Annotated in this window: 23 protein-coding genes; 15 read left to right on the forward strand and 8 right to left on the reverse strand. The window is 70.8% G+C overall.

Features of this window, described 5'->3' with window-relative positions:
• Position 1: 1 nt before the first annotated feature.
• Both ACWD2L_RS22795 and ACWD2L_RS22800 read right to left on the reverse strand, forming a co-directional pair.
• Positions 2-1,729: a dihydroxyacetone kinase family protein gene (locus ACWD2L_RS22795; RefSeq protein WP_451190824.1), complete on the reverse strand. Its 1,728-nt coding sequence runs from the start codon at positions 1,727-1,729 to the stop codon at positions 2-4.
• Entirely contained in the window at positions 1,726-3,093 is a 1,368-nt protein-coding gene (locus ACWD2L_RS22800; RefSeq protein WP_451190827.1) for an MFS transporter, read from the reverse strand. The genes ACWD2L_RS22795 and ACWD2L_RS22800 overlap by 4 nt, the downstream gene beginning before the upstream one ends.
• A 263-nt stretch (positions 3,094-3,356) precedes the next feature.
• Between ACWD2L_RS22800 and ACWD2L_RS22805 the strand changes: the two genes are divergently transcribed.
• Positions 3,357-4,121 carry a FadR/GntR family transcriptional regulator gene (locus ACWD2L_RS22805; RefSeq protein ID WP_451190830.1) on the forward strand — a complete coding sequence of 255 codons (765 nt, stop codon included), beginning with the start codon at positions 3,357-3,359 and terminating at the stop codon, positions 4,119-4,121.
• A 66-nt stretch (positions 4,122-4,187) separates the two neighbouring features.
• Here ACWD2L_RS22805 and ACWD2L_RS22810 read toward each other — a convergent pair whose 3' ends face one another.
• A complete protein-coding gene (locus tag ACWD2L_RS22810; RefSeq protein ID WP_451190833.1) occupies positions 4,188-4,979 on the reverse strand; it encodes an SDR family NAD(P)-dependent oxidoreductase in 792 nt (263 codons plus the stop codon).
• A gap of 168 nt (positions 4,980-5,147) precedes the next feature.
• Between ACWD2L_RS22810 and ACWD2L_RS22815 the strand changes: the two genes are divergently transcribed.
• The 10 genes from ACWD2L_RS22815 to manD all read left to right on the forward strand — a co-directional run bounded on the left by ACWD2L_RS22815 (position 5,148) and on the right by manD (position 16,768).
• Positions 5,148-5,999: a helix-turn-helix domain-containing protein gene (locus tag ACWD2L_RS22815; protein WP_451191183.1), complete on the forward strand. Its 852-nt coding sequence runs from the start codon at positions 5,148-5,150 to the stop codon at positions 5,997-5,999.
• Between the two features lie 170 nt (positions 6,000-6,169).
• The gene (locus ACWD2L_RS22820) at positions 6,170-7,093 is read left to right on the forward strand and encodes an ABC transporter ATP-binding protein (protein ID WP_451190836.1); all 924 of its coding nucleotides are present in this window, start codon (positions 6,170-6,172) and stop codon (positions 7,091-7,093) included.
• 72 nt (positions 7,094-7,165) lie between these two features.
• A complete protein-coding gene (locus ACWD2L_RS22825; protein WP_451190839.1) occupies positions 7,166-8,230 on the forward strand; it encodes an iron-siderophore ABC transporter substrate-binding protein in 1,065 nt (354 codons plus the stop codon).
• A gap of 10 nt (positions 8,231-8,240) precedes the next feature.
• Complete coding sequence (locus tag ACWD2L_RS22830; protein ID WP_451190841.1) at positions 8,241-10,355, forward strand: iron ABC transporter permease; 2,115 nt, start codon at positions 8,241-8,243, stop codon at positions 10,353-10,355.
• Between the two features lie 2 nt (positions 10,356-10,357).
• Positions 10,358-11,458: a peptidase C39 family protein gene (locus ACWD2L_RS22835; protein WP_451191186.1), complete on the forward strand. Its 1,101-nt coding sequence runs from the start codon at positions 10,358-10,360 to the stop codon at positions 11,456-11,458.
• A gap of 65 nt (positions 11,459-11,523) precedes the next feature.
• Positions 11,524-12,276: a FadR/GntR family transcriptional regulator gene (locus ACWD2L_RS22840; protein ID WP_451190843.1), complete on the forward strand. Its 753-nt coding sequence runs from the start codon at positions 11,524-11,526 to the stop codon at positions 12,274-12,276.
• Positions 12,277-12,411: 135 nt separating this feature from the next.
• Complete coding sequence (locus tag ACWD2L_RS22845) at positions 12,412-13,722, forward strand: ABC transporter substrate-binding protein (RefSeq protein WP_451190846.1); 1,311 nt, start codon at positions 12,412-12,414, stop codon at positions 13,720-13,722.
• Entirely contained in the window at positions 13,722-14,684 is a 963-nt protein-coding gene (locus tag ACWD2L_RS22850) for a carbohydrate ABC transporter permease (protein WP_451190849.1), read from the forward strand. Before ACWD2L_RS22845 ends, ACWD2L_RS22850 begins: the two co-directional genes overlap by 1 nt.
• Positions 14,681-15,511 (forward strand): carbohydrate ABC transporter permease, encoded by an 831-nt coding sequence (locus ACWD2L_RS22855; RefSeq protein ID WP_451190851.1) that lies wholly within the window; start codon positions 14,681-14,683, stop codon positions 15,509-15,511. Before ACWD2L_RS22850 ends, ACWD2L_RS22855 begins: the two co-directional genes overlap by 4 nt.
• Positions 15,512-15,571: 60 nt before the next feature.
• Positions 15,572-16,768 (forward strand): D-mannonate dehydratase ManD, encoded by a 1,197-nt coding sequence (manD, locus tag ACWD2L_RS22860; RefSeq protein WP_451190854.1) that lies wholly within the window; start codon positions 15,572-15,574, stop codon positions 16,766-16,768.
• Here the strand turns inward: manD and ACWD2L_RS22865 are convergent.
• Genes ACWD2L_RS22865 through ACWD2L_RS22880 form a run of 4 tightly spaced genes read right to left on the reverse strand, consistent with a single transcriptional unit; the run spans position 16,731 to position 20,576 of the window.
• Positions 16,731-17,858 (reverse strand): LLM class flavin-dependent oxidoreductase, encoded by a 1,128-nt coding sequence (locus tag ACWD2L_RS22865; RefSeq protein WP_451190857.1) that lies wholly within the window; start codon positions 17,856-17,858, stop codon positions 16,731-16,733. The genes manD and ACWD2L_RS22865 overlap by 38 nt on opposite strands.
• On the reverse strand, positions 17,855-18,682 hold the full coding sequence (locus tag ACWD2L_RS22870; RefSeq protein ID WP_451190860.1) for an ABC transporter ATP-binding protein: 828 nt from the start codon (positions 18,680-18,682) through the stop codon (positions 17,855-17,857). The genes ACWD2L_RS22865 and ACWD2L_RS22870 overlap by 4 nt, the downstream gene beginning before the upstream one ends.
• Complete coding sequence (locus ACWD2L_RS22875; RefSeq protein WP_451190863.1) at positions 18,658-19,515, reverse strand: ABC transporter permease; 858 nt, start codon at positions 19,513-19,515, stop codon at positions 18,658-18,660. Before ACWD2L_RS22875 ends, ACWD2L_RS22870 begins: the two co-directional genes overlap by 25 nt.
• Positions 19,512-20,576, reverse strand: coding sequence for an ABC transporter substrate-binding protein (locus ACWD2L_RS22880; protein WP_451190865.1), 1,065 nt, complete (start codon positions 20,574-20,576; stop codon positions 19,512-19,514). The genes ACWD2L_RS22875 and ACWD2L_RS22880 overlap by 4 nt, the downstream gene beginning before the upstream one ends.
• 449 nt (positions 20,577-21,025) lie before the next feature.
• Here ACWD2L_RS22880 and ACWD2L_RS22885 point away from each other — a divergent pair, with 449 nt between their 5' ends.
• Entirely contained in the window at positions 21,026-21,394 is a 369-nt protein-coding gene (locus ACWD2L_RS22885) for a hypothetical protein (RefSeq protein WP_451190868.1), read from the forward strand.
• Positions 21,395-21,416: 22 nt separating this feature from the next.
• On the opposite strand, the gene ACWD2L_RS22890 is transcribed toward ACWD2L_RS22885, so the two are convergent.
• The gene (locus ACWD2L_RS22890) at positions 21,417-22,307 is read right to left on the reverse strand and encodes a carbon-nitrogen hydrolase family protein (RefSeq protein WP_451190870.1); all 891 of its coding nucleotides are present in this window, start codon (positions 22,305-22,307) and stop codon (positions 21,417-21,419) included.
• A gap of 131 nt (positions 22,308-22,438) precedes the next feature.
• Between ACWD2L_RS22890 and ACWD2L_RS22895 the strand changes: the two genes are divergently transcribed.
• The 3 genes from ACWD2L_RS22895 to ACWD2L_RS22905 all read left to right on the forward strand — a co-directional run bounded on the left by ACWD2L_RS22895 (position 22,439) and on the right by ACWD2L_RS22905 (position 26,337).
• Positions 22,439-23,350 (forward strand): LysR family transcriptional regulator, encoded by a 912-nt coding sequence (locus ACWD2L_RS22895; protein ID WP_451190873.1) that lies wholly within the window; start codon positions 22,439-22,441, stop codon positions 23,348-23,350.
• Positions 23,351-23,444: 94 nt separating this feature from the next.
• Positions 23,445-24,806 carry a histidinol dehydrogenase gene (gene hisD, locus ACWD2L_RS22900; protein WP_451190875.1) on the forward strand — a complete coding sequence of 454 codons (1,362 nt, stop codon included), beginning with the start codon at positions 23,445-23,447 and terminating at the stop codon, positions 24,804-24,806.
• Between the two features lie 133 nt (positions 24,807-24,939).
• Positions 24,940-26,337, forward strand: a complete 1,398-nt coding sequence (locus tag ACWD2L_RS22905) for an amino acid permease (protein ID WP_451190878.1) — start codon at positions 24,940-24,942, stop codon at positions 26,335-26,337.

Here is a 26,337-nt window from a genome sequence, read left to right on the forward strand (position 1 = left end):
GCTACTCGCAGGTGGCGAGCGCGTCGTGGACGGCGCGGGCGATCAGGGCGAGGGAGTGGGCGCCCGCGTCGGGGGTGCCCAGGGACTTCTCGGCGTGGGGACGGGCGCGGCCCATCCGGGGCAGCAGGTGGGCGGTGCCACGGGCGGCGGTCTCGGCGGCGGTGGCCGCAGTGTCCCAGGCGTCGGTGAGGGATGCGCCCGCGTCGACCTGTCGGCCGAGTGTCTCGGCGAAGGGCACGAGGACGTCGACCATGGTCTTGTCGCCGACCTCGGCGCCGCCGGTCCTGCGGACGCCGTCGGACGCCTGAAGGACTCCGTGGGCGACGGACGCCGGGGTCGGCCGTTCGGTGTCGCCGAGCGCGTCGGCAAGGGCGCGCAGGACGATGCCCCACAGCGCGCCGGAGGTGCCGCCCGCCTTGTCGGCCCAGGCGTCGCCCGCCGCGGTCAGCAGGGAGCGGACTCCCGCGCCCAACTCCTTGGCCTGCAGAGCGGCTTCGTAGGCTCCGGTCGATCCGCGCTGCATGCCGATGCCGTGGTCGCCGTCGCCGGCGACGGCGTCGATGCGGCCGAGTTCGTCGGCGTGGGTGTCGACGGTCTCCTTGAGGCGGCGCAGCGCGTCGAGCGCGGTCGCGGCCGCCTGTCGGGACTCCTCGCTCGCGGTGTACGCCTCCGGGCCGGTCTCGGTCTCGTACGACTCCTCGTCAGCGGGGGCCGCTTCGGGGACGGCGCCCTTGCGGTAGGCGGGGGTGTCGGCCGGGGCGGTCCACAGCGCTTCGAGGGTGTCATCGAGCCACGTAAGGGTGAGCGAGACACCTGCCATGTCGAAGCTGGTGACGAGCTCGCCGACCTCGGGGTCGACGACCGTGACACCCGCCTCCGCGAGCAGTTGCCCGACCCTGCGGTAGACGACGAACAGCTCCTCGTACTTCACGGAGCCGAGCCCGTTGAGGATGACGGCGGCGCGCCGGCCGTCCGGCGACCCGATCCCTTCGGGGAGTTCCTTGAGGAGGGTGGACACCAGGAGTTCGGCGGACTCGTCCGCGCTGGGGACGTCCTCCTCGCCGATGCCGGGCTCGCCGTGGATGCCGAGGCCGACGGCCATCCGGCTCTCGGGGACCGTGAACAGCGGGTGGTCGGCGCCCGGGAGCGTACAGCCGGAGAAGGCGATGCCGAAGGAGCGGGTGCGGTCGTTGGTGTGTGCGGCGATCCGCACCACCTCGTCGAGGGGCAGTCCCTGTTCGGCGGCGACGGCGGCGGCCTTGAAGACGGGCAGGTCGCCTGCGATCCCGCGGCGCTTGTGGGCCTCTTCGGGTCCCGCGCTGGATATGTCGTCGGTGACGGCGAACGTGCGCGTCGGGACGCCCTCGGCGTTCAGCCGCTCGGCGGCCTGCCCGAAGTGCAGGACGTCGCCCGCGTAGTTGCCGTACATGAGCAGCACACCGCCGCCCGTCTGCGCCGCCTTGGCGACGCCGCGTATCTGCTGGGCGGAGGGCGAGGCGAAGACGTTGCCGACGGCGGCGCCGTGCGCGAGCCCCTGCCCCACCAGGCCGGAGAAGGCCGGGTAGTGGCCGGAACCCCCGCCGATGACGACGGCGACCTGGCCGGGGGTCTTGGCGGTGGCGCGGACCACGCCTCCGGGGACGGGGCGCACCCAGCGGCGGTGGGCGGCGGCGAAACCTTCGAGCGCTTCGTCGGCGAAGGCGGCGGGGTCGTTGTGGAGGCGGGTCATCGCTGGTTCTCCGGGAGGGACGAGGTACTGGTGGGTGCGCGGCGGGCGAGGATGATCATGAGCGCCGCGGACAGCAGCATGAAGAGGCCGACGAGGTAGAGCGGTACGTAGTAGTCGCCCGTCCAGTCCTTGAGCCAGCCGGTGATGTAGCTGGAGGCGAAGCCCGCGATGTTGCCGGCGGTGTTGATGAGCGCGATGCCCGCCGCGGCGGCGGCTCCGGTCAGGAAGCGGGAGGGCACGGCCCAGAACACGGGGAGGGCGGCGAAGATGGCGCAGGCGGTCACGGTGATGACGGCGACAGTGGCGGCCGGCGAGCCCATGTAGAGGGCCAGCGGGATGGAGACACCGCCGACGACCGCGGGACCGGCGATGTGCCAGGTGCGGGCGCCGTGCTTGGTGGCGTGCCGGCTCCAGAAGAAGAGGGCGACCGCGGCCGGCAGGTACGGGATCGCGGTGATCCACGCCTTGTCCATCACGCTGAACGTGGTGTGGTACTGGTCCTGGAAACCGTCGATGATCGTCGGCAAGAAGAAGGCGAGCGCGTACAGGCCGTAGACGAAGCCGAAGTAGACGACGGCCAGGATCCAGACGCGGCCGTTGCTGAACGCGGCCTTCAGGTCACCCTTGGCGTGCTTGTCCTCGTGGCCTGTCTTCTGCGCGTTCTCGGCGGCCAGTTCCTCGGTCAGCCAGTCCCGCTCCTCGGTCGTCAGCCACTTCGCGTCGGCGGGGCGGTCGATCAGGTAGAACCAGCCGATGACACCGAGCAGGATCGCCGGGATCGACACGAACAGGAACATCACTCGCCAGCCCTCGAGGCCGAACAGGCCGTGGTGGCCGATCAGCCAGCCGGCGAGCGGGGCGCCGAAGACCGTGGTCAGCGGCTGTGCGAGGTAGAAGAGGCCGAGGATCTTGGTGCGGTGGCGGCTGGGCACCCACTGGCTCAGGAAGAGGATCGCGCCGGGGAAGAACCCGGCTTCGGCGACACCCAGCAGGAAGCGCAGCGTGTAGAGGCCACCGCTGCTGTCCACCCAGGTGAAGAGGAGCGAGACGATGCCCCAGGTCACCATGATCCGGGCGAGCCAGCGGCGGGCGCCGAAGCGGTGCAGCGCCATGTTGCTGGGGATCTCCAGCACGATGTAACCGACGAAGAAGATCCCGGAGGCGAAGCCGAACTGGGCGGCGGTGAGCGCCAGGTCCTGACCCATGCCGTTCGGTTCCGCGAACGAGACCGCGGTGCGGTCCAGATAGTTCACGAAGAACATCAGGGCCACGAAGGGCACCAAGCGGCTCGAGATCTTCTTGATGGCCGACTTCTCGACGGCCGACCTCGCCCCCTTCACGGGCGGCGCGGCAGTGGCGGGCATGGCGACTCCTCGGCTTGCCGGACAGCTCTGTCCGGACTTGGGTCTCGTTCGGCACGAGGGGCGAGGGCACTGCAGCAGCTGGCTGGCCGCTCAGGTCGGGCCGATCTGCGTCTCACGCTAGACCCGATCTTCAAATTGGTCACCAATTTACCAATGTGGCGTGCGTCGCAGTTGTTATTCATGGCTGAACCCTTGACAAAACGGGCATGGAAGGGGCTCGCGCGCGGCCGTGAAAGGACCCGGACGACCCGTCTGGTCTACTGGTGACCGTGACCAACCAGCCCTCCGACGCCACCCCCGAGCCCGATCTCGCCCAGCTTCTGCGCCCCGTCGTACGCGAGTCCTCCGTCAGCGAGGTCGCCAAGCGCCTGCTCGACCACCTCTCCGCGGGGAACATCAAGCCCGGCACCCGGCTGCCCGCCGAGCGCCAGCTCGCGGAGGCCCTCGGGGTCGCGCGCTCCAGCGTGCGCGGCGCGCTGTCCGCGCTCGACGTACTCGGCATCATCGAGATCCGGCCGGGCTCCGGCTCGTACGTGCGCGAGGGCACCTCGGAGTTCCTGCCGCGCGCCATCAACTGGGGCCTGATGCTGGGCCAGCGCCGCACCCGGGACCTGGTCGAGGTGCGCACCTACATGGAGGGTGTCTCGGCGCGGCTCGCCGCGGAGCACGCGGGGGACGAGGACGTGGCGCGCCTGGAGGAGCACCTGCGGCACATGCAGGAGGCGGGCAGCGACGTACAGGCGTTCATCGACGCCGACATCGCCTTCCACCTGGAGTGCGCGCACATCGCCCGCAACACCGTCCTGAGCGACATCCTGCACAGCATCCGCGCGCTGCTCCAGGTCTGGATGGAGCGGGTCAGCGACATCGAGGGCACCGTCAGCGGCACCCTGTGCGAACACGACGCCGTCCTCAAGGCGATCCGCGACCGGGACCCCGAGGGCGCGGACCGCGCCATGGCCGAGCACATGCGGATGGCCAGCGCCCGACTGCGGGAGTCGGTGGCGGACGAACCGCAACAGGGGTGACTTCGGGGCGAGTTGACGCCGCCGCAGCCGTCCCGTAACATCCGCTCGCGTCGACGGGGGCAACCGTCAGATCGCGAGGATGCCCCCGTCCACCGCCACATGACTCCCGGTGGCGAACGACGAACGGTCGCTCAACAGCCACAGCGCCGCTTCCGCCACCTCCTGGGGGTCGGCCATCCGCTTCTGGATCTGGCGTGCCACGAAGGCTTCCTCCAGCGCGGGGTTGTCCTCCACCGCCGCACTGATCATCTCCGTCCGAGTGGTGCCCACGACAAGGGAGTTGACGCGGATGCCCTGTTCTCCGTACTCGGCGGCCGTGGCCTTCGTCAGCCCCAGTACGGCATGCTTCGCCGCGACGTATGGGGACGGTGCGCCGGTGGCGATGACGGCCGCCGAGCTGGCGGTGTTGACGATCGCGCCGCGTCCGGCCTCCAGCATGACGGGGATCTGGCGCCGCAGGCAGTTCCACGTCCCGCGCACGCTGACGTCCATGATCCGGTCGAAGTCCTTCTCCGGCACCTCATGCGTGCGGCCGAAGACGGACCCGGCGTAACCGGCGTTGTTGAAGGCTCCGTCGAGGCCGCCGAAGCGTTCCACGGCCGTCGCGACGGCACGCTCGACGTCCTCGGCCCGCGCCACGTCGCCGACGCTGAAGGCCGCCCGGCCGCCGGACGCCTCGACCTCCTGGGCAAGCTCGGTGAGCCGGTCCTCGCGGCGTGCCATGAGGACGACGGCCGCCCCCTCGGCGGCGAACAGCCGTGCCGCCGCTTCACCGATGCCGCTCGAGGCACCGGTGATCATCACGGTCCTGTCGGTCAGCTGGCCGGTGCCGTTCGCTGGGCGTGTCCGATCATTCATGGCGCCGAGTAAACCCGAACCGACGATCCAGCACGCCGGTTTCCGACCGAACTGGTAGCCGTTGCCGCTGCAGACGTAAGCCGCAGGGCGCCGCCCGGCCTGCAGGAGCCCCCGGCTAAAGTCGTCCGCATGGCCGTTCGAACATCCCGTAGCGAGGCACACCCCGGGATGTGGCGTCGCGAGGCGGGCACCGTCGTGCGGCGGGTCCTGCCGGTCGCGGAGCAGGCCGCGGAGCCTTTCACCATCATCGCCGGGTTCCGTATCCCCCGGGTGCCCACGGAGTGGTCCTCGCACTCGCACTCCCAGCACGAGCTCGTCTGGGTACGCAGGGGAACGCTGACGTCGCGGGTGAACGACCACGTCTTCACCGTGTCCAAGGGGCACGGACTGTGGATGCCCGCCGGAGTGGTGCACGCGGGCCGGTCGACGGCGGGCGCGGAGTTCCACGACGCGTTCTTCGCCCCCGAACGCACCCCCATCACGTTCACGGAACCGAAGGCGATCACGATGACTCCGCTGCTGGAGTCACTGCTGGCCCACCTGTCGCGGACGGATCTGGACGCGGCGGCCAGGGAGCGCGCCGAGGCGGTCGTGTTCGACGTGGTGCGGCCGTCGGAGCACCAGTTCACGCTGCAACTGCCCAGTGACACCCGGATAGTGGCGATCGCCGAAGCCCTGCTCGAGGACCCCGGCGACGGCCGCTCCCTGGAGGAGTGGGCGCGGACGCTGGGCATCAGCGACCGCACGATCACCCGCGCGTTCCGGCACGCGACGGGGCTCTCCTTCGCCCAGTGGCGGCAGATGCTGCGCGTGCACCGGGCTCTGCTGCTCCTCGCCGAGGGCTTCGAGGTGACGACGGTCTCCGAGGTGCTCGGTTACGCGCAGCCCAGCTCCTTCATCGACGCCTTCCGGCGGGTGATGGGGACGACGCCGGGCGCGTTCATCGGCTCGGCCGAGGGTGCCCTCGTCGACACCTCCGAAGATGTCCGGAATCCCGAACCGGGTGTCCAGAACGCCTGATTGTGGACACGGCGAGCGGACTATAGCCTCATCGGGTTAGGTAACCCTTAGTTGGTTCTGGCCGTGTACGGCGCTGCCCGTGCGCGCACAGGACGCTGCCCGCACGGCCACGGTCGCGGCCGGACGGAGGGTGCCGAAGCCCCCGCCCCTCCGAGCACCCGGAACCGTCCATGTTCACAAGCCCCTTCCGGCACACCGCCCGCACCGCGGTCGACTCCGCCGCGCCCGCGGCTGCCCTGCACGGGCACGACCTCGTCCTGCGGTACGGCGGCGAACCGGTCGTCCATGGTGTCTCGCTCGGCCTCGAACCCGGCCGCGCGACCGCCCTGGTGGGGCCGAACGGCAGCGGCAAGTCCACGCTGCTGCGCGCCCTGTCCCGGCTGCACAAGGTGGACGGCGGCCGGGTCACGCTCGGCGCTCCCGAAAGCGCCTCCAAAGAAGCCTCCCAACGCACATCCGAAAGCACCTCCGAAGGCGCCGCCAAGGGGCCGCCCGCCCGGGACGTGTCCCTGCTCAGCGCCCGCGAGTTCGCCCGCGAGGTCACGCTCTTCTCCCAGTCGCGGGCCGCGCCCCAGGGCCTGACGGTCACGGAGGTCGTGGCCTTCGGACGCCACCCCTACCGGCGCGGCTTCGCAGGACCGACCGCCGAGGACCGGGCCGCCATCGACCACGCCATGGGTGTCACCGGCGTACGGGACATGGCACAGCGGCCGGTCGGAGAACTCTCCGGCGGCGAGATGCAACGTGTCTGGCTCGCGGCCTGCCTCGCCCAGGACACCGGTGTCGTGCTCCTCGACGAACCGACCAACCACCTCGACCTGCGCTACCAGATCGAGACGCTCGACCTGGTGCGCGATCTCGTCCAGGAGCACGGCATCGCCGTCGGGATCGTGCTGCACGACCTCGACCAGGCGTCGCGCGTCGCGGACACCCTCGTCCTGATGCGCTCCGGCCGCGTCCACGCGGTGGGCGCACCCGCCGACGTACTCACCGCCGAGAACATCGGCGAGGTCTACGAGTTGCGGGTCGAGGTCGGCGTCGACGCCCGCACGGGCCGGCTCCGGATCGACCCGGTCGGGCGGCACCCCGCCTGACGCGGCACCCCTCGTGCCAAGAAACAGCCGCCCCCGCATCCCACACCGCATCCCAAGAAAGAGGACCCCTTCATGAAGCGTGCCCGTAGATTGGTGGCGTCGGCCTCCACCGGCCTCTTCGTACTCGCCGCGACGGCCTGCGGCACGACCAACGTCGGCAGCGCCGGATCGGACAGCAGCGCCGCCAAGAAGCCCGCGTCCAAGAGCTGCTCCGACGACTCCACGAGCACCTCGACGAAGCCGGTCTCCTTCAAGGACGGCGTCGGCCGGCAGGTGAAGCTCGACAAGCCCGCCAAGAAGATCGCGGTCCTGGAGTGGCAGCAGGTCGAGGACGCGCTCACGCTGTGCGTCACCCCCACCGCCGTCTCCGACGCGAAGGGCTACCGCACCTGGACCAGCGCCGAGAAGCTGCCCAGCGGCGTGAAGGACATCGGCACCCGTGACGAGCCCGACCTCGACACCCTCTACGCGGCCAAGCCCGACCTCATCGTCGTCGAGGCGTTCAAGGCCGACGACGAGACCGTCAAGAAGCTGGAGAAGCGCGACGTCCCCGTGATGGTCACGCGCGGCGCGGACCCGAAGGACCCGATCGGGAACATGCGCGAGGTGTTCAGCATGATCGGCAAGGCGACGGGCCGCACCGAGCGGGCCGACCAGGTGCTCACAGAGTTCGACGAGCACCTCGCGAAGGCGAAGAAGAAGGTCGTCGACGCCGATCTGCCCACGAAGGACTTCGTGTTCTTCGACGGCTGGCTGGAGGGCGGCAACCTCACCGTCCGCCCCTACAGCAACGGGGCCCTGTTCACCGAGATAGGCAAGGAACTCGGTATGAAGCCCGCCTGGACCAATGACGTCAACAAGGCCCACGGCGACGGCGGGGTCGACCCCTCGTACGGCCTTGCCCAGACCGACGTCGAGGGTCTCAGCGCGGTCGGCGACGCCAACCTCTTCTACGCCAACGACGACGGGGCCGGCGGCTACGTCAAGGCACTGGAGAAGAACCCCATCTGGAAGACCCTTCCCGCCGTGAAGGAAGGCCGCGCGCACTCGTTCCCCGCCCGCGTGTGGGGTGCCGGTGGCCCGCGCTCCAACGAGCAGGCCATCGACGCGTACGTCAACGTGCTCGACAAGAAGTGAACGGCACGAAGTGAACACAGCACGGGTATCGGCATCCTCACAAGCACTCGCCGGTAAGCCGCCGTCGCCCGCGAAGCGCGGTGGCGGCCCCGCCGGGGTGGCGGTCCTGGCTCTCCTGCTCGTCGTGACCGCCGTGGTCGGCCTGTGGCACCTGACGCAGGGGACGTCGGGGGTCGGCGCGGGCGATCTGATGCGCTACCTCACCGGGTCCCGTGACACGAGCGGCGGTGCGCCGGTCGGTGAGATCTTCACCGGCTCGCGCCTGCCGCGGCTGCTCGCAGGCGTGGCGGTGGGCTTCGCCCTCGGCTGCGCCGGCACGCTGCTCCAGTCCGTCACGCACAATTCGCTCGCCTCCCCCGACACCCTCGCGGTCACGTCCGGGGCCTACTTCACGCTGACCGTCGTCGCGGCCTTCGGCATCGCCGTACCGCTGTGGGCCTCGGGCGCCGCCGCCTTCGTCGGCGGCCTGGCCGCGGCCGCCCTCGTACTGCTCCTCGCGGGGCGAGCCGCCGGCACCACCGGCACCCGTCTCATCCTCGCCGGATCGGCGACGGCGATGGCCCTGGACGCGGCGACCGGCACCCTCCTCATCCTCTTCGACCAGAACACCACCGGTCTCTTCGCCTGGGGCAGCGGGTCGTTGGCGCAGCTGAACATCGACGCATCGCTGCGCGCCCTGCCCGTCATGGCCGTGGTGCTGTGCGTCGCGCTCGCGCTGTCGCGGCGGCTCGACGTGATGAACCTCGGCGACGACACCGCGGCCACGCTCGGCGTACCGATCCGGACCACCCGCGTGACGGCCGTGATCTGCGCGGTGTTCCTGACGGGCGCGGCGGTGACCCTCGCCGGGCCGATCGGTTTCGTCGGCCTCGGCGCGCCCGTCCTGGCCCGGCTGATCGCGAGTCGGGTCCAGGCGTTGCGCCGGCATCTCTACGCGGTGCCCGCTGCGGGGCTGTTCGGCGCGCTGCTCATCCTGCTCGCCGACGGGACGCTGCGCGCGGTGCAGGGCGCGGACGGCGCGGCCTCCATTCCCACCGGTGTGCCCACCGCGCTGCTCGGCGCCGTCGTGATCATCGTCCTCGCGCTGCGGCTGCGCGACACCGGCCAGATCCGGCAGCCGCCAGGCGCGCGCGTCAAGCTGCGCTCGCGCCGCGCGTTCCTCCTCGTCGTGTGCGGCGCGACGGCGCTGCTGGTCGTGGCCGTGCTCGTCGCGGTCCTCGCCGGGAGTCTGTGGCTGCGCACCGGCGACCTCGCGCTCTGGGCTCGGGGCGCCGCCCCGGACCTCGTCGGGATGGCGCTCGAAGACCGGGTCCCGCGGGTGGCCGCCGCCGTCCTCGCGGGCGCGGCGCTCGGGCTCGCCGGGAGTGTCGTGCAGGGCGCGGTGCGCAATCCGCTCGCCGAGCCGGGCATCCTCGGCATCACGGCGGGCGCGGGGCTCGGTGCGGCGAGCGTGGTCACGTCCGGGCTTCCGGGCGGGCGAGCAGTCATGATCGCGGTCGCGGTGGCGGCCGGGCTCGCCACGTTCGCGGTGATCGCCCTGCTGTCCTGGCGCGGCGGCTTCCTGCCGGACCGGTTCGTCCTCATCGGCATCGGCTGCGGCTACGGCCTCAGCTCCGTCACCACGTTCCTGCTGCTGCGCGCCGACCCGTACAACACGCCCCAGATCTTCACGTGGCTGTCCGGTACGACGTACGGGCGCACGATGTCCGACGTCGTACCGGTCGCCGTGGCCCTTGCGCTCGCACTGCCCGTCCTCCTCGCCATGCGCAGCCGGCTCGACCTGCTCGCGGTCGACGAGGACACGCCGCGCATCGTCGGTGTGCGGGTCGAGCGCACCCGGTTCACCGCGCTGGCGATCGCCGCGGTCCTCGCCGCGCTCAGTGTGATCGCGGTCGGTGTCGTCGGCTTCGTGGGGCTCGTCGCCCCGCACCTCGCCCGGTCCCTGGTGGGCGCCCGGCACGGCCGTTCGATCCCGGTGGCGATGCTGCTGGGCGCGGTGCTGGTCTGCGTGGCCGACGCGCTCGGCCGCACGCTGGTCGCCCCCGCCCAGATGCCTGCGGGCCTGATGATCGCGCTGGTCGGTGCCCCGTACTTCGTGTGGGTGCTGCGGCGGTCCCGCGCGTGACCATGACCCCGCCCGTGGCCCGCGCATCGAACCGAAGCCCCAAGGGAGCGTCCGCACCCGTGAACAGCATCGTTCTCCCCTACGAGCCCGACGCCTCACCGGCCCTGCTGAAGCGGCTCGGACACCATGAGGTGTCCGAGCGTTGGAGCGCGGTCGACCGCTCCACGCACGCCCCGCACGTCGTGGCGGTCCCGGGCGGGGACGGCGGGGAGTGGATCGCGGCGGCGCTCGTGACGGCCCGTCCGCGGACGGCGTACCTGAAGATCGTCGACGCGGTCGGCGACGTACCGGCAGCGGTCGCGGCCGTCGTCGCCCACGCACGCGAACAGGGGCTCGCGGCGGTCAAGTGGGAAGGCTGGACTGCGAGTCGCCAGGACGCCGCCGAAGCCGGCTTCATCCCGCTGCGGCCTCCGCACACGCAGGCCGAGGACGCGAACGGGCCCGCGACCGGGTACGTGCGCTGGCTGCACGACGACGCGGTGTCCGAGCCCCCGTACTACGGGCAGACCACGCACTTCACATGCGGCGCGGTGACCGCGCTCGTCGCGCAGGCGCACGCGGGGACCCTGGCATGCGAAGCACTCGACCGGGAGGCGGAGCTGACGCTGTGGCGGCAGGCGACGAACTTCCCCTCGTGCGAACCCGTCGGCCTCGGCGTCGCCGTACGCCAGGCCTGGCCTTCCTCCCCCGTCACGGTCCATCTGGACACGGACGAACCCGTCCTGCTCGACCACCTCCCGGCCCCCGAGCAGGAGTGGCGGGCCCTGCTCCAACGCACGTCACGCACGCAGGCCACGCGGACCGGCGTCCCGGTCGACCCGCACCATCTGTCGCTGCCCGAGCTCCGCGACACCCTCGACCGCCGCGAGCACGTACTGCTCCTGCTCTCGCTCGCGGCGATGCAGGGCTTCGACGTGCCCCACTGGGTCCTGTGCCACGGCACCGTCCCCGGCGCCGTCGTGATCGACGACCCGTGGTCCAACGCCTCCACCGGGGACACCTGGGTCGACGCCCACATGCTGCCCGTCCCCGACGCGTCACTCGACACGATGTCGACGCTCGGCCCGGAGCGCACGCGGGGCGCGGTGACCATCGGCCGGTAGGCCTCGGCCGTGGGCCGGACCCACGGGGCGTCCCACCGTCGGCCGCCCTCGGTATCCTGCTGATCATGTCCACACCTCCCCGCCAGAGCGGCCTCCTCACCGAGCGCGTCGCGCGGCAGCTGGAACACGACATCCGCTCCGGCGCGCTCGAGGTCGGCGTGAAGCTCCCGTCCGAGCGGGAACTGGCGACCCAGTTCGGCTCCAGCCGCAATGTCGTACGGGAGGCGCTGCGGCAGCTGGAGGCCAAGCGGCTCATCGAAGTGGCGCCCGGGCGCGGCTCGTTCGTGCGCGAGCAGAGCTCGGAACAGGCGCGCGGGTACGACGCCCTGTACCGCGCCGAGCGGCCCACCGTGCGGCAGTTGATCGAGGCCCGGCTGCCGGTGGAGATCGAGATCATTCGGCTCGCGGCGGAGCGCGCCACCGACGAGGACCTCGCCACGATCCGGGCCGCCATGGAGACGACCGAGAGCGCCACGGACGTCGTGACGAAGGCTCGCGCGGACCTGGAGTTCCACGATGCCATCGCGATGGCGAGCGGCAATCCGGTGCTGCGGATCATGCTGTCGTCGATCAGCGGCATGATGTTCGAGATGATGCTGCGCTCCAACTCCGATCCCTCCATCGGCGAGCCCGGCGTGCCGCACCACCCGGAGATCTTCGCCGCCCTGGAGGCGCGGGACGCCGACCTGTCGTGCGCACGGATGCGCGAGCACCTGAGCCTGGGGCTGCGCACCTACGGACCCGATCTGGACGTGCAGTTGGACACCATGGCGCGTCGACACATCGAGACACTGCTCGGTGAGGGCGGGGCCGGCTGACCCGTCGGGGCCGCGCCGACCGGATTCCGGAACAGGGGGTTCCCAGCCGTCCCGGAGGCTGTTAGCGTCCACTCGCATCCCAACTGGTCCTACCAGTTGGACCGGATTTCCGGACTTCAGAGGAACGAGACGACGATGTCCCCCCTGGACACAATGGGCCGACGGGCGATGGGCCGGCGCGGCTTCGTCCGCCTCGCGGCCGGGGCCGGTGCGGCCGGGGCGCTCAGCGCCTGCGGTCGCTCCGGCCGGCCGCCATCGGCGGACACACCACTGCGCATCATGGCGATCAACCACGTCTGGTCGCAGGCCATCGGCCGCCGGATCGAGGAGTTCGAGGAGCAGATCGGCCGCCGGGTCAGCATCACCCTGCTCACCGCCGACCAGCTCACCAGCAGCTACAACGTGAAGCTCAACGCGTCCGGCACGGACGTGGACGTGATGATGGTCCGCGCCCTTCAGGACCAACTGGTCTTCGCGCACAACGGCTGGCTCACCGACCTCGGCGATCGCATCCACGGCGACAGCGGCTTCGACTGGCAGGACTTCCAGCCGGCTCCGCGCCGCGCCTCGTCGACCGGCGGCCGCATCCTGAGCGTGCCGGTCGTCACGGAGCGGCCGGTGCTCTACTACCGCAAGGACCTCGCCGACCCGCCCCGCACCCTCGACCACCTGATGCGGCAGGCGCTCGAACTCACCGACCGGGACAAGCAGTTCTACGGCTACGCGGGGCGCGGCCAGCGCAACGGCGCGGTCTCCCAGTGGTCCAGCTTCCTGTACTCGCACGGCGGGGACTTCACCGTCGAAGGACGCTCCGGCATCGGCACCCCGCAGGCACTCGCCGCCTACCGCTACTACGGCAAGCTGCTGCACCGCGCGGGCCCGCCCGGAGCCACCAACATGAGCCTGGAGCAGGTCACCCCGATCTTCGCCCAGGGCAAGGCGGCGTTCTGCGTGGAGGCGGACGCCGTCTACAGCGGCTTCCTCGACCCCAAGGTGTCGACCGTACGCAAGCACGTGGGCTTCGCCCCGTTCCCCGCGGGCCCTGCCGGGGCGCGGCCGCACAACATCCCGTCGTGGAGCCTCGGCATCAACCGCTTCTCCCGGCTGCAGGACGACGCCTGGCGGTTCATCCGCTGGGCAGCGGGACCACGGATGTCGCGCACCTTGCAGGCGGCCGGGATACCCGGCGCCCGACGCTCGGCATGGGAGGACGCCCGCACCCTGGCCGCCTTCCCGGACGACCTGGCCGCCGCGATGCGCACCAACGCCGCGCACGGCCTCGGCCACGACCGGCCCCAGGTACTCCAGGTGGGGCGAGCCAGGGACATCGTCGGCCGCCCTCTGGTGGCCGGGATCCTCGGCCAGGACGTCGGTCCGGTGGCCCGCGACGCCGACGCCGAGTTCGGCGAGTTCCTCGTCCGCGACAACCGGCACAAGGAGTCGTGATGGCGATCCTCCAGATACCTGGCCGTACCCGCCAGGAGCCCACCGAGCCGGGCCGCGGGCGGCCTCCGCGATCCTTCGAGTCAGCCAACCGGCGCCTGAAGTGGACGATGCTGACCCCGGCGCTGCTCTTCGTCGGCCTGATGATCGCCTTTCCGCTGGCGTACACGATCAACCTCTCCCTCACCGACGCCTTCGGCGCGGTGAACGCCGGGTCGAGCCACGTCGGTCTGCGGAACTTCGCCGACCTGCTCACCGACACCCGCCGCTTCTGGCCCGCGGCCTGGCGCACGCTCGAATTCACCGTGGGCGCCGTGGTGTTGGAGACCGTGCTCGGCCTCGCCGTGGCCATGCTGCTGCGCAAGCCGTTCCGCGGCATCCGCTGGGTCCGCACCGTTTTGATCATCCCGCTGCTGACCACGCCGGTCGCCATCGGCATCCTGTGGCTGTTGATCCTGGACCCGACCAACGGCGTCGCCAACCACCTGCTGTCCGACCTCGGCCTGCCCCGCATGGAGTTCCTCGGCTCGGTCGGCCAGTCACTGCCCACCCTCATGCTGATCGACGTATGGCAGTGGACACCGATGATGGCCCTGCTGCTGCTCGCCGGTCTCACCACGCTCCCCGAGGAGCCGGAGGAGGCGGCGCTCGTCGACGGGGCGGGGCCCTGGCAGCGCTTCCGGTACGTGATCCTGCCGATGCTCGCGCCCGCGCTCGGCACGGCGCTCGTGCTGCGCGCGGTGGACGCGCTGAAGACCTTCGACCTGCTGTACGCCACCAAGGGGCCGGGCGGCGGCGCCGACTTCGAGGTGGAGACCCTCAACGTCTACGCCTACGGCCTCACCTTCGACTACCAGGAGTACGGTCTCGCCGCCGCACTGCTTGTCCTGTTCACCCTCGTGATCGTCGGCGTCGTGGTGGCACTGCGACGGCGCACCGCGAGCAGCGGAAGGAAGGACGCATGAGTACCCCGCGGAGCAGGAGCAAGGCCTGGCTGGGGTGGCTGCGCGCCGCCGCGATCGTGTGCGTGACGCTGGTCTTCGCGCTGCCGATGGTGTGGATGTTCGCCGCCGCGTTCAAGACGAACGTGCAGGTGACCGACCCGTCGGTGGGCCTGTGGTTCCGGCCGACGTTCGAGAACGTCCGCGTGGTGCTGACCGAGGGGCCGATCCTGCGCTCCATGGGCAACTCGCTGCTGGTCGGCGTGGTGTCGACGGCGCTGTCCGCGGTGATCGCGGTGCCGGCCGCGTGGGCGGTGGGCCGGTTCGGGATGCACCGCACCGGCTCGCTGATCCTGGTGGCCCGCATCGTGCCCGCCATCTCGCTCCTGGTTCCCTGGTACTACCTGTTCGCGCAGTTGGGACTGGTCGGGTCCTACACGATCCTGGTCCTCAGCCACATGTTCGTCTCGGTACCGCTGATCCTCTGGATCATGATCAGCTTCTTCGCCGGGCTCCCCGTGGAACTGGAGGAGGCCGCCCGCACCGACGGGCTGTCCGCCTTCGGCGCGTTCCGGCGCATCACACTGCCGCTCGCCGCGCCCGGCACGGCCACCGCCTGTCTGCTCGCCTTCGTCTTCAGCTGGAACAACTTCATGTTCGCCCTGGTCTTCGCCGACGACAGCACGCAGACGGTTCCGGTGACGCTCTTCCAGTTCATGTCCTACGCCTCGACCGACTGGGGCGGCCTGATGGCGGCCGCCACCCTCATCACCGTCCCCGTGCTGATCGCGGCTCTGTTCGGCCAGAAGTACCTGGTGGCCGGGCTCACTTCGGGCGCGGCCAAGGGCTGAGACGCCCTTACGCCCCGTCCTCCCGTACCCGCCTCCCGTACGTTCCACAGAAAGTGACCCATGAAGATCGTAGAAGCGAAGGTCGTCGTCACCTCTCCCGGACGCAACTTCGTCACCCTCAAGCTCACCACCGAAGACGGCCTCACCGGCCTGGGCGACGCGACCCTCAACGGACGTGAACTGGCCGTCGTCAGCTACCTGGAGGACCACGTCGCGCCGCTGCTCCACGGGCTCGACCCGCACCGCATCGAAGACACCTGGCAGTACCTCTACCGCGGCGCCTACTGGCGGCGCGGCCCGGTCACCATGGCCGCTGTCGCCGCCGTGGACACCGCCCTGTGGGACATCAAGGCCAAGGCCGCGGGCATGCCGCTGTACCAACTCCTCGGCGGGGCGAGCAGGGACCGCATCCGCGCGTACGGGCACGCGAACGGTGCCACCGTTCCCGAGCTGATGGACTCGGTGTGCGCCCGCCTCGACGAGGGCTACCAGGCCGTCCGCATCCAGACCGGCGTCCCCGGCCTCAAGGCCGTCTACGGTGTGCACGCGGGCGTCGCCCACCAGCAGCAGCGCCCGCTGGTGGAGGACTGGGACACCGAGGCCTACCTGCGCCACCTGCCGACCGTCTTCGACGCCGTACGCGAGGAGTTCGGCCCCGAGCTGCCGCTGCTGCACGACGCACACCACCGCCTCACCCCGACCCAGGCCGCCCGGCTCGGCCGCGACCTGGAGCCGTACCGCCCGTTCTGGCTGGAGGACTGCACCCCCGCCGAGAACCAGGAGGCGTTCCGGCAGGTCCGCGCCGCGACCACCACGCCTCTCGCGGTCGGCGAGGTGTTCAACTCGGTGCACGACTACCAGACCCTCATCACGGAGCGGCTCATCGACTACGTCCGCTCCGCGGTCACCCACTTCGGCGGCATCACCCCCCTGAAGAAGCTCTTCGACTTCGCCGCCCTCTACCAGATCCGCACCGCCACCCACGGCCCGGAGGACATCTCCCCCGTCGGCCTGGCGGCCGCGCTCCATCTGGACCTCGCGGTGCACAACTTCGGCATCCAGGAGTACTCGGGGCACACCGCCCTCACCGGCGAGGTCTTCCGCCACGCGTACACCTTCACCGACGGACACCTGCACCCCGGCGAGCAGCCGGGCCTCGGCGTCGAGCTGGACGAGGCCCTGGCCGCCCGGCATCCGTACGAGCAGGCCTATCTGCCGGTCAACCGGCTCCAGGACGGTTCACTGCACGACTGGTGAGGTGTGCGTGGGGTGCTGCCAACTCCTGCAACCTGGGGAGGAGTTGGTCGCCGACGCGGGCGGTCTCCTCCCGGTACGGTGTGTCCGACAGGACGAAGTGGGAGATGCCGAGCCGGCGGTATTCGTGCAGCGCCGCCGCGACCTCGTCCGGGGAGCCGACGAGCCAGGTCGTGCCCGCTCCCCCGCCGCCGAAGCGGCCCGGCGTGGTGTAGAGGCAGCTGTCCAGCACCTCGCCGCGTTCGGCCAGGTCAAGGAGGCGGCGCTGGCCGACGGCCGTGCGGCGGTTGCCCGACCAGGTGGTGTCACCGTCACGCTCGGCCATCTTCGCGACCTTGTGCTCGGCCGCCGCCCACGCCTCCTCGCTGGTGTCCCGGACGACGGTGGTGATCCGCAGGCCGAACTCCAGCGGGGCGTGGACGCGGCCCTCCGACTCGCTCAACTTCCTTAGCCGGTCGACGCGTTCGGCGATCCCGTCGAGCGGCTCGCCCCAGAACAGCTGGACGTCGGCCTCGGCCGCCGCGACCCGCTCCGCGGCCTCCGAGGCGCCACCGAAGTACAGCCGCGGGTGCGCGCGGCCCAACACGTCGTACGGGCGGGGAGAGACCGTGGAGTGAGCCACCTGGAAGTGCTCGCCCTCGAAGGTGACATCCTCCTCGGTCCACAGCCTTCGCACCAGGTGCAGAAACTCCCGGGTGCGCGCGTACCGCGCGGCGGGGTCGACGTTCGTGTCACCGTACGCGGCCGGGTTGTCCAGGCCGCTGACGATGTTGACGAGCACCCGGCCCTGGCTGAGCTGGTCCAACGTGGCCGCCGCGCTCGCGAAGTTGGCCGGCCGCCAGTAGCCGGGGCGGATCGCGATCAGCGGCTTGAACGTGGTGGTCCGCGCGGCGAGCGCCGTCGCCACGGTGAAGGTGTCCGGTCGCCCCCACCCGGTGCCCAGCAGTGCGCCGCCCCAGCCGTGCTCCTCGGCGGTGCGGGCGAGCCGCGTGGAGAACTCGATCGAGCCCCAGTCCGCCCTGGTGTCGTCGCCGCGGTGTCCCGGCTCCACGGTGTTGGGGATGTACCAGAGGAATTCCTCGCTCGCCGTCACAGCGTCTCCCGTTCCACGCCAGTCGTCACGCCCTGGGCCGGCTCCGCCGCGGCGCCTTCCGTGATGCTCTCCGATGCCTCGACGCCGAGCTGCCTCAGGAGCCGCTCGCGCAGGGCCGCGGCCTCGGGGCCGCCGCGCCGCCGGGACGCCGGAAGGCGCACCGGGAGGTCGAGGGCGATCCGGCCCTCCTCCAGGAGGACCACCCGGTCGGCGAGGGCGATGGCCTCGTCGACGTCATGGGTGACCAGGAGCACCGCGGGCCGGTGCCGCTCGCACAGCTGTCGGAGCAGTCCGTGCATCCGGATCCGGGTCAGGGCGTCGAGCGCTCCGAACGGCTCGTCGGCGAGCAGGAGTTGGGGCTCACGCACCAGGGAGCGGGCGAGCGAGACACGCTGTTGCTCGCCGCCGGACAGCTCGATCGGCCACGCCCGCTCCCGCCCTTCGAGCCCGACCTCGGCGAGGGCGGTACGCCCGCGCTCCACGGCGTCGGGGCCGTCGAGGCCGAGGACGACGTTGTCCAGCAGTCGTTTCCAGGGCAGCAGCCGGGCGTCCTGGAACACCACGGACACGTTGTCGGGGGCGCTCAGCTCGCCGCCACCCGGCACCTCGTGGTCCAGCCGGGCCAGGGCCCGCAGCAGGGTGCTCTTGCCGGAGCCGCTGCGGCCGAGCAGGGCGACGAACTCCCCTTCCACGATGGTGAGTTGCAGCCCGTTGAGTACGTCGCGCCCGCCGAGGGTGCGGACGAGTCCGTCGATACGTACGGTGGCGGCCCTCGTCTCATTGTGGTGCCGTACGGGGTTCAGCCGGCCAAGGTGCGTCGCCATGTCAGCGCCTTCCTCTCCACGAGCCGTACCAGGGCGTCGGAGACGAGGCCGAGCACTCCGTACACGACGAGCCCGACCAGGATCACATCGGTCTGTCCGTACGTCCGTGCCAGCTCCATCATGTAGCCGATTCCGCTGGTGGCGTTGACCTGTTCGACCACGACGAGGGCGAGCCACGCCCCGGTCACCGCGAACCGCAGCCCGAGCAGAAACCCCGGCAGGGCGCCCGGCAGCACGACATGGCGTATGAACCGGGCCCGCCCCAGTCGGACGGTCTCGGCGAGTTCGACGTAGCGGCTGTCGATGCCGCGCAGCCCGTTGTGGGTGTGGATGTAAATGGGTACGAACACACCGAGCGCGATGGTGACGACCTTCATCGACTCGCCGATGCCGAACCACAGGATCAGCAGCGGAATCAGGGCGAGCGAGGGGATCGACCGCTTGATCTGCACGGGCCCGTCGACGAGCCCCTCGCCGATCCGGCTGAGACCCGACACGAGCGCGAGCGCGAGTCCGGCCAGCACGCCGAACACCAGGCCCAGCAGGGCGCGTTGGGCGCTGATGGCGAGGTTCGACTGGAGCCTGCCTTCGCCGATGAGGTCACCCGCGGTACTCGCGATGGCCCATGGCGAGGGCAGGTTGCGGGGGTCGATCAGGCCGGCGCCCGAGCCGGCCGCCCACACGGCGAGCAGTAGCAGCGGTCCGAGTGCCCAGCCGTAGGGGACGGGTTTTCCGGGGGCGAGACGCCTGCGGGCGCGGGGCGTGTGTGCCGGACGGGCTCTCGGCGCGGCCGAAGTCTCCTCGACCCTCTCATCAACAGCCGTTGAACTCATGCCTGTTCACCACCCTCGCCGGCCACCGCGTCGGCGGCGACCCGCTCGTAACGACGGTCGAACAGGACGCCCGCGTCGAAGCGCTCGTGCTTCTGTTCCTTCGCGAGCAGATCGACGGTCTGCTGCTGCCGCTTGATGGCCGCGCTCCAGCTGGCCGGAAAGACCGGCTCCCCCGCGTGCTCGACGAGATACTCGCCGTCCTCACGACTGAGCCCCTGATCCTTGACGTAGTAACCCTCGATCCACTCCTTGGGATGCGCGTCGATCCAGACCTCGGCGCGTGCCCAGAAGCGGATGAGTTCCTTGATGGCCGCGGACTTCTGGGCGTCGGCGACGGCGTCGGTCAGCGCCCACAGGTGTCCGGGATCGTCCCGCAGCCCGTGCCGGATGGTGGTGGCGCCGTCCCGGCCGTACTTCGTGAGATAGCGCTTGATGTTGACACCGGCGATGGGCGCGGCATCGACCTGGTGATTGCCGAGTGCCGTCGGAAACACATCACCGGTGCTGGCCAGCTCGACGAGCTTCACGTCCTGCTTGCTGAGCCCGGCCTTCTTCAGGATGCGCAGCACGAGCGCGCCCTGCGCCTGTCCGGGGCTGTAGGCGATCTTCTTGCCGCGCAGATCGGAGAGCTTCTTGATGCCGGCGCCCGGCGCGATGCCCAGTTCGTAGATCGGGTCGGCGATCGGATCCTTGCGGAACTCGGCGCCGACGAGTTTGGTGTCGAGCCCGGTCCAGTGGGCGTTGATGGACGGGATCTCGGCTGCGGAGCAGATGTCGAGGGCGTCGGCGCGGAAGGCTTCGGAGCACTGCGGGCCGCCACTGATGTTGGCCCACTTCACCTTGAAAGGCAGCTTGTCGATCTGGCCCGACAGTTCGAGGGCGACCTTGAGGATCGGGGCGCCGACGGTGAGCGTGGTGTCGGACGACACCTTGGCGGGGATCTTCTTCGATGCGACGCTCTGACTGCCGCCGCTCGTCGAGGTCGAGTTGTCGGCGCAGGAGGTGAGCAGCAGAGCCGCGGCGAGCGAGCCGACGACCGCGGCGCTCCGGAATCTGGACATGGGTATGCGGAGACGGGGCTGCATTCGTGCCTTCACAGGGAGGAGGGGCGGCGAACGGGAGACTCGAGTCAGCTACACACGGCGGTGGCGACGCGCATCAGATCGATGGCTCGGCGCTTGTGATACCGCTGGTCGTCGGACATGCCGCCGAAGCTAGCCAGGGCGTCGGAGGCGGGTCAAGGCTGTGGGGCGCGCGGGGCAGGACTGCAATATCCCTTTCATGAAGGGGTCATACGCGTGTTGCGTACAGGGCGGTGGCCGCGGCGTGGCCGCGCCCTGGTCGCATTCGCCTCACTCGATGCGGCGCCGATCGCCCGGACGGGTGAAGACGGCGCGGCTCCGGCAACCGTGCCCGCAGGCGACACCGTCTACCCCAACAGCCGCCCCTGACCAGGGCGGTTCGACCACAAGGTTCGTTGCCCCGGCAGGGGCACCACATGGGGAGTCGCATGAAGAAGAAGCTCGCTTCGGTCCTGGGCGCGGTAGCCCTCGCCGCCGGCGCCGTCGCCACCCTCGCGCCCACGGCCTCGGCCGCGGACGGCTGCTGGCAGGACGGCAACCGGCACTGGTGCCACAACGTCGCCGGCGCCCCGGTGTACGGCACCATCGGCAACAACCACATCTACCCGGACCCCGGAACGGTGGTCGGGTACATGAACTCCAACCCCAGCTGGTTCTACTGCAAGATGGACGGCCAGGACTGGGTCGGCGGGCCGCATCCGACGCGCTGGCTGATGACGGTGGCCGACAACGGGCAGCTCGGCTTCATGAAGGACACGGACATCTACAGCGAGACGGATCCGGTTCGGAACTGCTGATCCCCTAGCGTACGTCGCCGCCCTACCGCCCGTCCGGCATCGCCCCACGCCACCGCTCGGGGTCGATCCGCCCCTCGTACAAGGGGAGTTCGAGGGGCGACTGACCGGTCGTGAACGGATCCCACACCCGCGTCAGGCCCGCCGTGCCGTGCGTACGCACCCGGCGGGCCTCGCCCAGGTCGAGGACGTCCGTGACGATCTGGGCCGTGGCGGACTCGGCCTCGGCGCGCACCCGGCCCTCGGGGTCGACGACGACGCTGCGGCCTATCCCGTCCGGCTGCGCCGCGTTGACGCTGGCCATGGCGACCTGGTTGACGATCGCGTTGGCCCGCGCCAGGACGAGTTCCTGGGTGCGGTCGACGGTCGGTGTGCGCACGAGGTTGAGGACGAGGTCGGCGCCCTGCCAGGCGAGATGCCGGGTGACCTCCGGGAACCAGGCGTCGTAGCAGATGGACAGGCCCACGCGCCCGTACCCGGCCATGTCGAAGACGACGAACCCGGTGCCGGACGCCGTGGTCTCGTAGGGGCGCCACGGGAAGATCTTCCGGTACGCGGCGACGCGCTCGCCCTCGGGCGAGTACACGGGTGCCGTGTTGTAGATCAGGCCGTCACCGCCGCGCTCGTAGACACTGCCGGGCACGAGCCACACACCAGTTTCGCGCGCGAGGTCCGCCAGGCGGGCGCCGCGCGGGCCGTCCAGCGGCTCGGCGGCCGCCGTCATGACCGTCTCGGGGTCCTCGTCCGGGCGGTGGCCGCACAAGTGCAGCTCCGGATAGGCCAGCAGCCGGGCGCCGGGGTGGGCGCGGGTGACACGTCGTACGTCCGCCGCGAACGCGTCCAGGCTGTCGTCCGCGGCGTGCTGGTGCGCGGCCGACTGGACGAGGCAGATCGACAGGGGACGGCTGCTGGTCATCGGCGGGAGGAACCTTCCGGGCAGGGGTCAAGAGTGTGTGGTGTGTTGGGACCGCACGAGCCAATCAGTCCGCACACCATCGGACAACCCCCCTGTTTCCTGCGCCACATACAGGACTAACCTGTGGCCGCATGACCCTCAACCAGCTGAGGGCCTTCGTCGAAGCGGAGCGGCTCGGATCGTTCACCGCGGCGGCGCGGGCCATGGACATCGCCCAGGCATCCGCATCCGAATTGGTACGCCGACTAGAAGCGGAACTGGACGCCGAGCTGTTCGTGCGCGGCAGCCGCACCCTCGCGCTGACCTCGGCAGGACAGGAACTGCTGCCCTACGCCCAGCAGTCCGTGGAGGCAGCCGACAGCGGCACCCGGGCCGTGCACTCCCTCGGTTCGCTCGGCGGTGGCACCGCCACCTTCGGTGTCCTGCGCAACGCGGACTACTACCTGCTGTCCAACCTGGTGCAGCTGTTCCACGCCCGCTACCCGTCCGTGCGGGTGCGGCTCGTGGGGCAGAACTCCGCCGAGACCGCGGCGGCCGTCGCGGCCGGACGCATCGAGGCGGGCCTGGTGGTGCTCCCCATCGACGACGAGGAGCTGCAGGTGACACCGCTGCTGCGCGACGAGGTGTACTACGTCAGCGCGAGCGACGAACGCACCCGCACACCGGTGACCATCGAGGACTTCGCGGCCGCGCCCCTGGTCCTGTACGACGCCCACTACGGCTGGCAGGACCCCACGCGGCGTCAGCTCGCCGAGCGCGCCCAGTTCGCGGGTGTCCGCGTCGACCCGCTGATCGAGCTCGAACACGTGGAAGCCGCCCTGAAGTTGGTGACCACCGGGGTCGGGGACACCATCGCCAGCCGCGCCGTGGTCGACAGTCCGGCGTTCCCCGCGGGGCTGCGCACGGCCTCCTTCGCCGACCCCCTCTACGACACCATCGCGCTGGTACGACGCCGGGGACACCCGCTGTCCCGCGCCACCCGCGAACTGGCCCGCATCGCCGAGGACACCCTGCGCGAGATCCGCCTCGCACGCGGACTGTGAGGGGGCCACGACGACACACCACAGGAGAACCCTGTGGATGAGACAGGACTCGCCCCTCTGGTCCTGTGGCAGCAGCCCGTCTAGCGTCCTCGCCATGCAGATCACGCACGACGAAGCCCAGTCCCTCCCTCCCCTCAAGTGGCTCAAGAAGCCGTCCGTCGACGGACCGCCCGCCCAGCGCGACCCGAAGGTGGTCGAGCGCGTCTCCGAGATGCTGAAAGAAATCGAGCACAGGGGCATGGACGCGGTGCGCTCCTACGCCCAGGAGCTGGACGGTTGGTCCGGTGAACTGGAGGTATCCGCCGCCGAGTTGAAGAAGTCCGGCGACGCCCTGCCCCCGGACGTCCGCACCGCCCTGGAGATGGGCTACGAGCGCACCCACACCTTCGCCGCCGCGCAGCGCGAGCACCTGACGGACTTCGAGATCGAGGTCGCGCCCGGTGTGAAGGGTGGCCAGCGGTACGTGCCGGTGTCCCGCGTCGGCGCCTACCTCCCGGCCGGCCGGTTCCCGCTGCTCGCCAGCGCGTTCATGACGGTCAACGTCGCCAAGACGGCCGGTGTGCCCACGGTCGTGGCGTGCACGCCGCCGTCGGGGGAGCACGGCGCCCACCCCGCGGTGCTGTACGGCGCCCACCTCTCCCGCGCCGACCGGGTGTTCGCCCTCGGCGGTGTGCAGGCGCTCGGCGCGATGGCCTTCGGCCTGCTGGGCGAGGCGCCGGTGGACATGCTGGTCGGCGCGGGCAACGCGTTCGTCACCGAGGCCAAGCGGCAGCTGTTCGGCCAGGTCGGCATCGACCTGCTCGCCGGCCCCTCCGAGGTCGCGGTCATCGCCGACGACAGCACCGACCCGGTGTGGGTGGCGGCCGACCTGCTGGGCCAGGCCGAGCACGGCCCCAACTCCCCCGCCGCGCTGGTCACCACGTCGGAGCGGATCGGGCAGGCCGTCGTCGCCGAGATCGAGCGCCAGCTCACCACCCTCTCCACCCGCGACATCTGCGGTCCGGCCTGGCGGGACTTCGGCTCCGTCATCGTGGTCGAGGACCGGGACGCCGCCGTCGCCGTCGCGGACGTCATCGCCCCCGAGCACCTCGAGGTGCACACCGAGGACGACGACTTCCACCTGGAGAACCTCTCCAACTACGGTTCGCTGTTCATCGGGCCGTGGTCCACCGTCGCGTACTCCGACAAGGGCATCGCCGGCACCAACCACGTGCTGCCGACGGGCAAGACCGCGCGCTACAACGCCGGTCTGTCGGTCTCCCGGTTCCTGAAGCCGCTGACGTACCAGCGGGCCTCGAAGGAGGGCACGGCGGCGCTCGCCCCGGCCGTGGAGCGGATCTCCGCCTTCGAGGGCCTGGCTGCCCACGGCGCGACCGCGACGCTGCGCATGGACAGGATCGGCCGCACCTCGGGCGCGTTCGACGACGTGCCGGCCGCGCTGCGCGAGCAGCTCTGACCGCTCCGCCCACCGCCGGGCCGGGGACGACGTCGACGGCGGCGGCCGTCCCCGGCCCACCCCTCGTACGGGCCCCGCGCGCCGGTCATGCCCCGTGCGGGGCCCCTCTCGTCCGCGAGCCAAGGATCCTCACATGCAACACGCTCCTCCTGAGCCGTCCCCCGCCGCGGGTGCGGCGCTCACCCAGGGCCTGAAGGGCCGTCAGATCACGATGATCTCGATCGGCGGGGTGATCGGCGCGGGTCTCTTCGTCGGCTCGTCGGCCGCCGTGGCCACCGCGGGCCCCGCCGTGATCGTGTCGTTCCTGCTGGCGGCGGCGCTGGTGGTGCTCGTCATGCAGATGCTCGGCGAGATGGCCGTCGCCAACCCCGACACGGGCTCCTTCTCGACGTACGCGGACCGGGCGCTCGGCCGCTGGGCCGGGTTCTCCATCGGCTACTTGTACTGGTGGTTCTACATCCTGGTCATCCCCATCGAGGCCATCGCGGCCGGGGAGGTCGTCGCGGGGCTCACCTCGGTTCCGAGCTGGATACCGGCGCTCGCGGTGATCCTCCTGTTGACCGGCAGCAATCTGCTGGCGGTGCGCAACTACGGCGAGTTCGAGTACTGGTTTTCGCTGATCAAGGTCGTCGCGATCGTGGCGTTCCTGGTCCTCGGGGCACTGGCGATACTCGGTGTGCTGCCCGGGTCCGACGCCCATGGTGTCTCGAACCTGTGGAGCCACGGCGGCTTCGCCCCGCAAGGTGTCACGGCGATCCTGGCAGGACTGCTCACCGCGATGTTCAGCTTCCAGGGCAGTGAGATCGTCACCATCGCGGCGGCGGAGTCCGAGGAGCCGCGCAAGAACATCAAGAAGGCGATCCGCGCGGTGGTGTGGCGCCTCGGCCTCTTCTACATCGGTTCGATCCTCGTCGTGGTGTGTCTCGTGCCGTGGAACGCCGACGATCTGGGGGCCGGGTCCTACCAGGCGGTCCTGGACCGGATGAACATCCCGGGCGCCGCCCGGATCATGGACGTGGTGCTGGTGGTCGCCGTGTGCAGCTGCCTCAACTCCGCTGTCTACACGGCCTCGCGGATGCTGTTCTCGCTGGCCGGGCGTGGCGACGCCCCGGCCGCCTTTGCCCGGACCTCGCCGCACGGTGTGCCCCGCAACGCGGTGCTCGCGTCGACCGTCGTCGGCATCGCCGCCGTGATCGCCAACTACCTGCTGCCGGACGTGTTCTCGTACCTCATCGCCTCCAGCGGGGCGATCGCGCTGATGATGTACCTGGTCATCGCGCTGACGCAGTACGCGGTGCGCCGCAAGGGCGAGCGGCCGACCGATGTACGCATGTGGTGCTTCCCCCATCTGACGCTCGCCACCATCGCGTTCATCGCCGGGGTACTGGTCCTGATGGCCGTACTGCCGGGCCACAGGCTGGAGTTGTGGCTCTCGCTCGGGCTCGCGGCGGTGCTCGCCACCGTGGGTGTGGTGCGGCAGCGGCGCCTTGGGGCGACGCCTGTGGACGCCGCCGAGCCCGTCCGGTCGTAA

The sequence above is a fragment of the Streptomyces sp. NPDC002754 genome, from assembly GCF_053592315.1.

Coding starts and splice junctions, on each gene's coding strand:
- ACWD2L_RS22795 (WP_451190824.1), bottom strand. CDS start 1,729: ATGACCCGCCTCCACAACGACCCCGCCGCCTTCGCCGACGAAGCGCTC.
- ACWD2L_RS22800 (WP_451190827.1), bottom strand. CDS start 3,093: ATGCCCGCCACTGCCGCGCCGCCCGTGAAGGGGGCGAGGTCGGCCGTC.
- ACWD2L_RS22810 (WP_451190833.1), bottom strand. CDS start 4,979: ATGAATGATCGGACACGCCCAGCGAACGGCACCGGCCAGCTGACCGAC.
- ACWD2L_RS22815 (WP_451191183.1), top strand. CDS start 5,148: ATGTGGCGTCGCGAGGCGGGCACCGTCGTGCGGCGGGTCCTGCCGGTC.
- ACWD2L_RS22820 (WP_451190836.1), top strand. CDS start 6,170: ATGTTCACAAGCCCCTTCCGGCACACCGCCCGCACCGCGGTCGACTCC.
- ACWD2L_RS22825 (WP_451190839.1), top strand. CDS start 7,166: ATGAAGCGTGCCCGTAGATTGGTGGCGTCGGCCTCCACCGGCCTCTTC.
- ACWD2L_RS22835 (WP_451191186.1), top strand. CDS start 10,358: ATGACCCCGCCCGTGGCCCGCGCATCGAACCGAAGCCCCAAGGGAGCG.
- ACWD2L_RS22840 (WP_451190843.1), top strand. CDS start 11,524: ATGTCCACACCTCCCCGCCAGAGCGGCCTCCTCACCGAGCGCGTCGCG.
- ACWD2L_RS22845 (WP_451190846.1), top strand. CDS start 12,412: ATGTCCCCCCTGGACACAATGGGCCGACGGGCGATGGGCCGGCGCGGC.
- ACWD2L_RS22850 (WP_451190849.1), top strand. CDS start 13,722: ATGGCGATCCTCCAGATACCTGGCCGTACCCGCCAGGAGCCCACCGAG.
- ACWD2L_RS22855 (WP_451190851.1), top strand. CDS start 14,681: ATGAGTACCCCGCGGAGCAGGAGCAAGGCCTGGCTGGGGTGGCTGCGC.
- manD (WP_451190854.1), top strand. CDS start 15,572: ATGAAGATCGTAGAAGCGAAGGTCGTCGTCACCTCTCCCGGACGCAAC.
- ACWD2L_RS22870 (WP_451190860.1), bottom strand. CDS start 18,682: ATGGCGACGCACCTTGGCCGGCTGAACCCCGTACGGCACCACAATGAG.
- ACWD2L_RS22875 (WP_451190863.1), bottom strand. CDS start 19,515: ATGAGTTCAACGGCTGTTGATGAGAGGGTCGAGGAGACTTCGGCCGCG.
- ACWD2L_RS22880 (WP_451190865.1), bottom strand. CDS start 20,576: ATGTCCAGATTCCGGAGCGCCGCGGTCGTCGGCTCGCTCGCCGCGGCT.
- ACWD2L_RS22885 (WP_451190868.1), top strand. CDS start 21,026: ATGAAGAAGAAGCTCGCTTCGGTCCTGGGCGCGGTAGCCCTCGCCGCC.
- ACWD2L_RS22890 (WP_451190870.1), bottom strand. CDS start 22,307: ATGACCAGCAGCCGTCCCCTGTCGATCTGCCTCGTCCAGTCGGCCGCG.
- ACWD2L_RS22895 (WP_451190873.1), top strand. CDS start 22,439: ATGACCCTCAACCAGCTGAGGGCCTTCGTCGAAGCGGAGCGGCTCGGA.
- hisD (WP_451190875.1), top strand. CDS start 23,445: ATGCAGATCACGCACGACGAAGCCCAGTCCCTCCCTCCCCTCAAGTGG.
- ACWD2L_RS22905 (WP_451190878.1), top strand. CDS start 24,940: ATGCAACACGCTCCTCCTGAGCCGTCCCCCGCCGCGGGTGCGGCGCTC.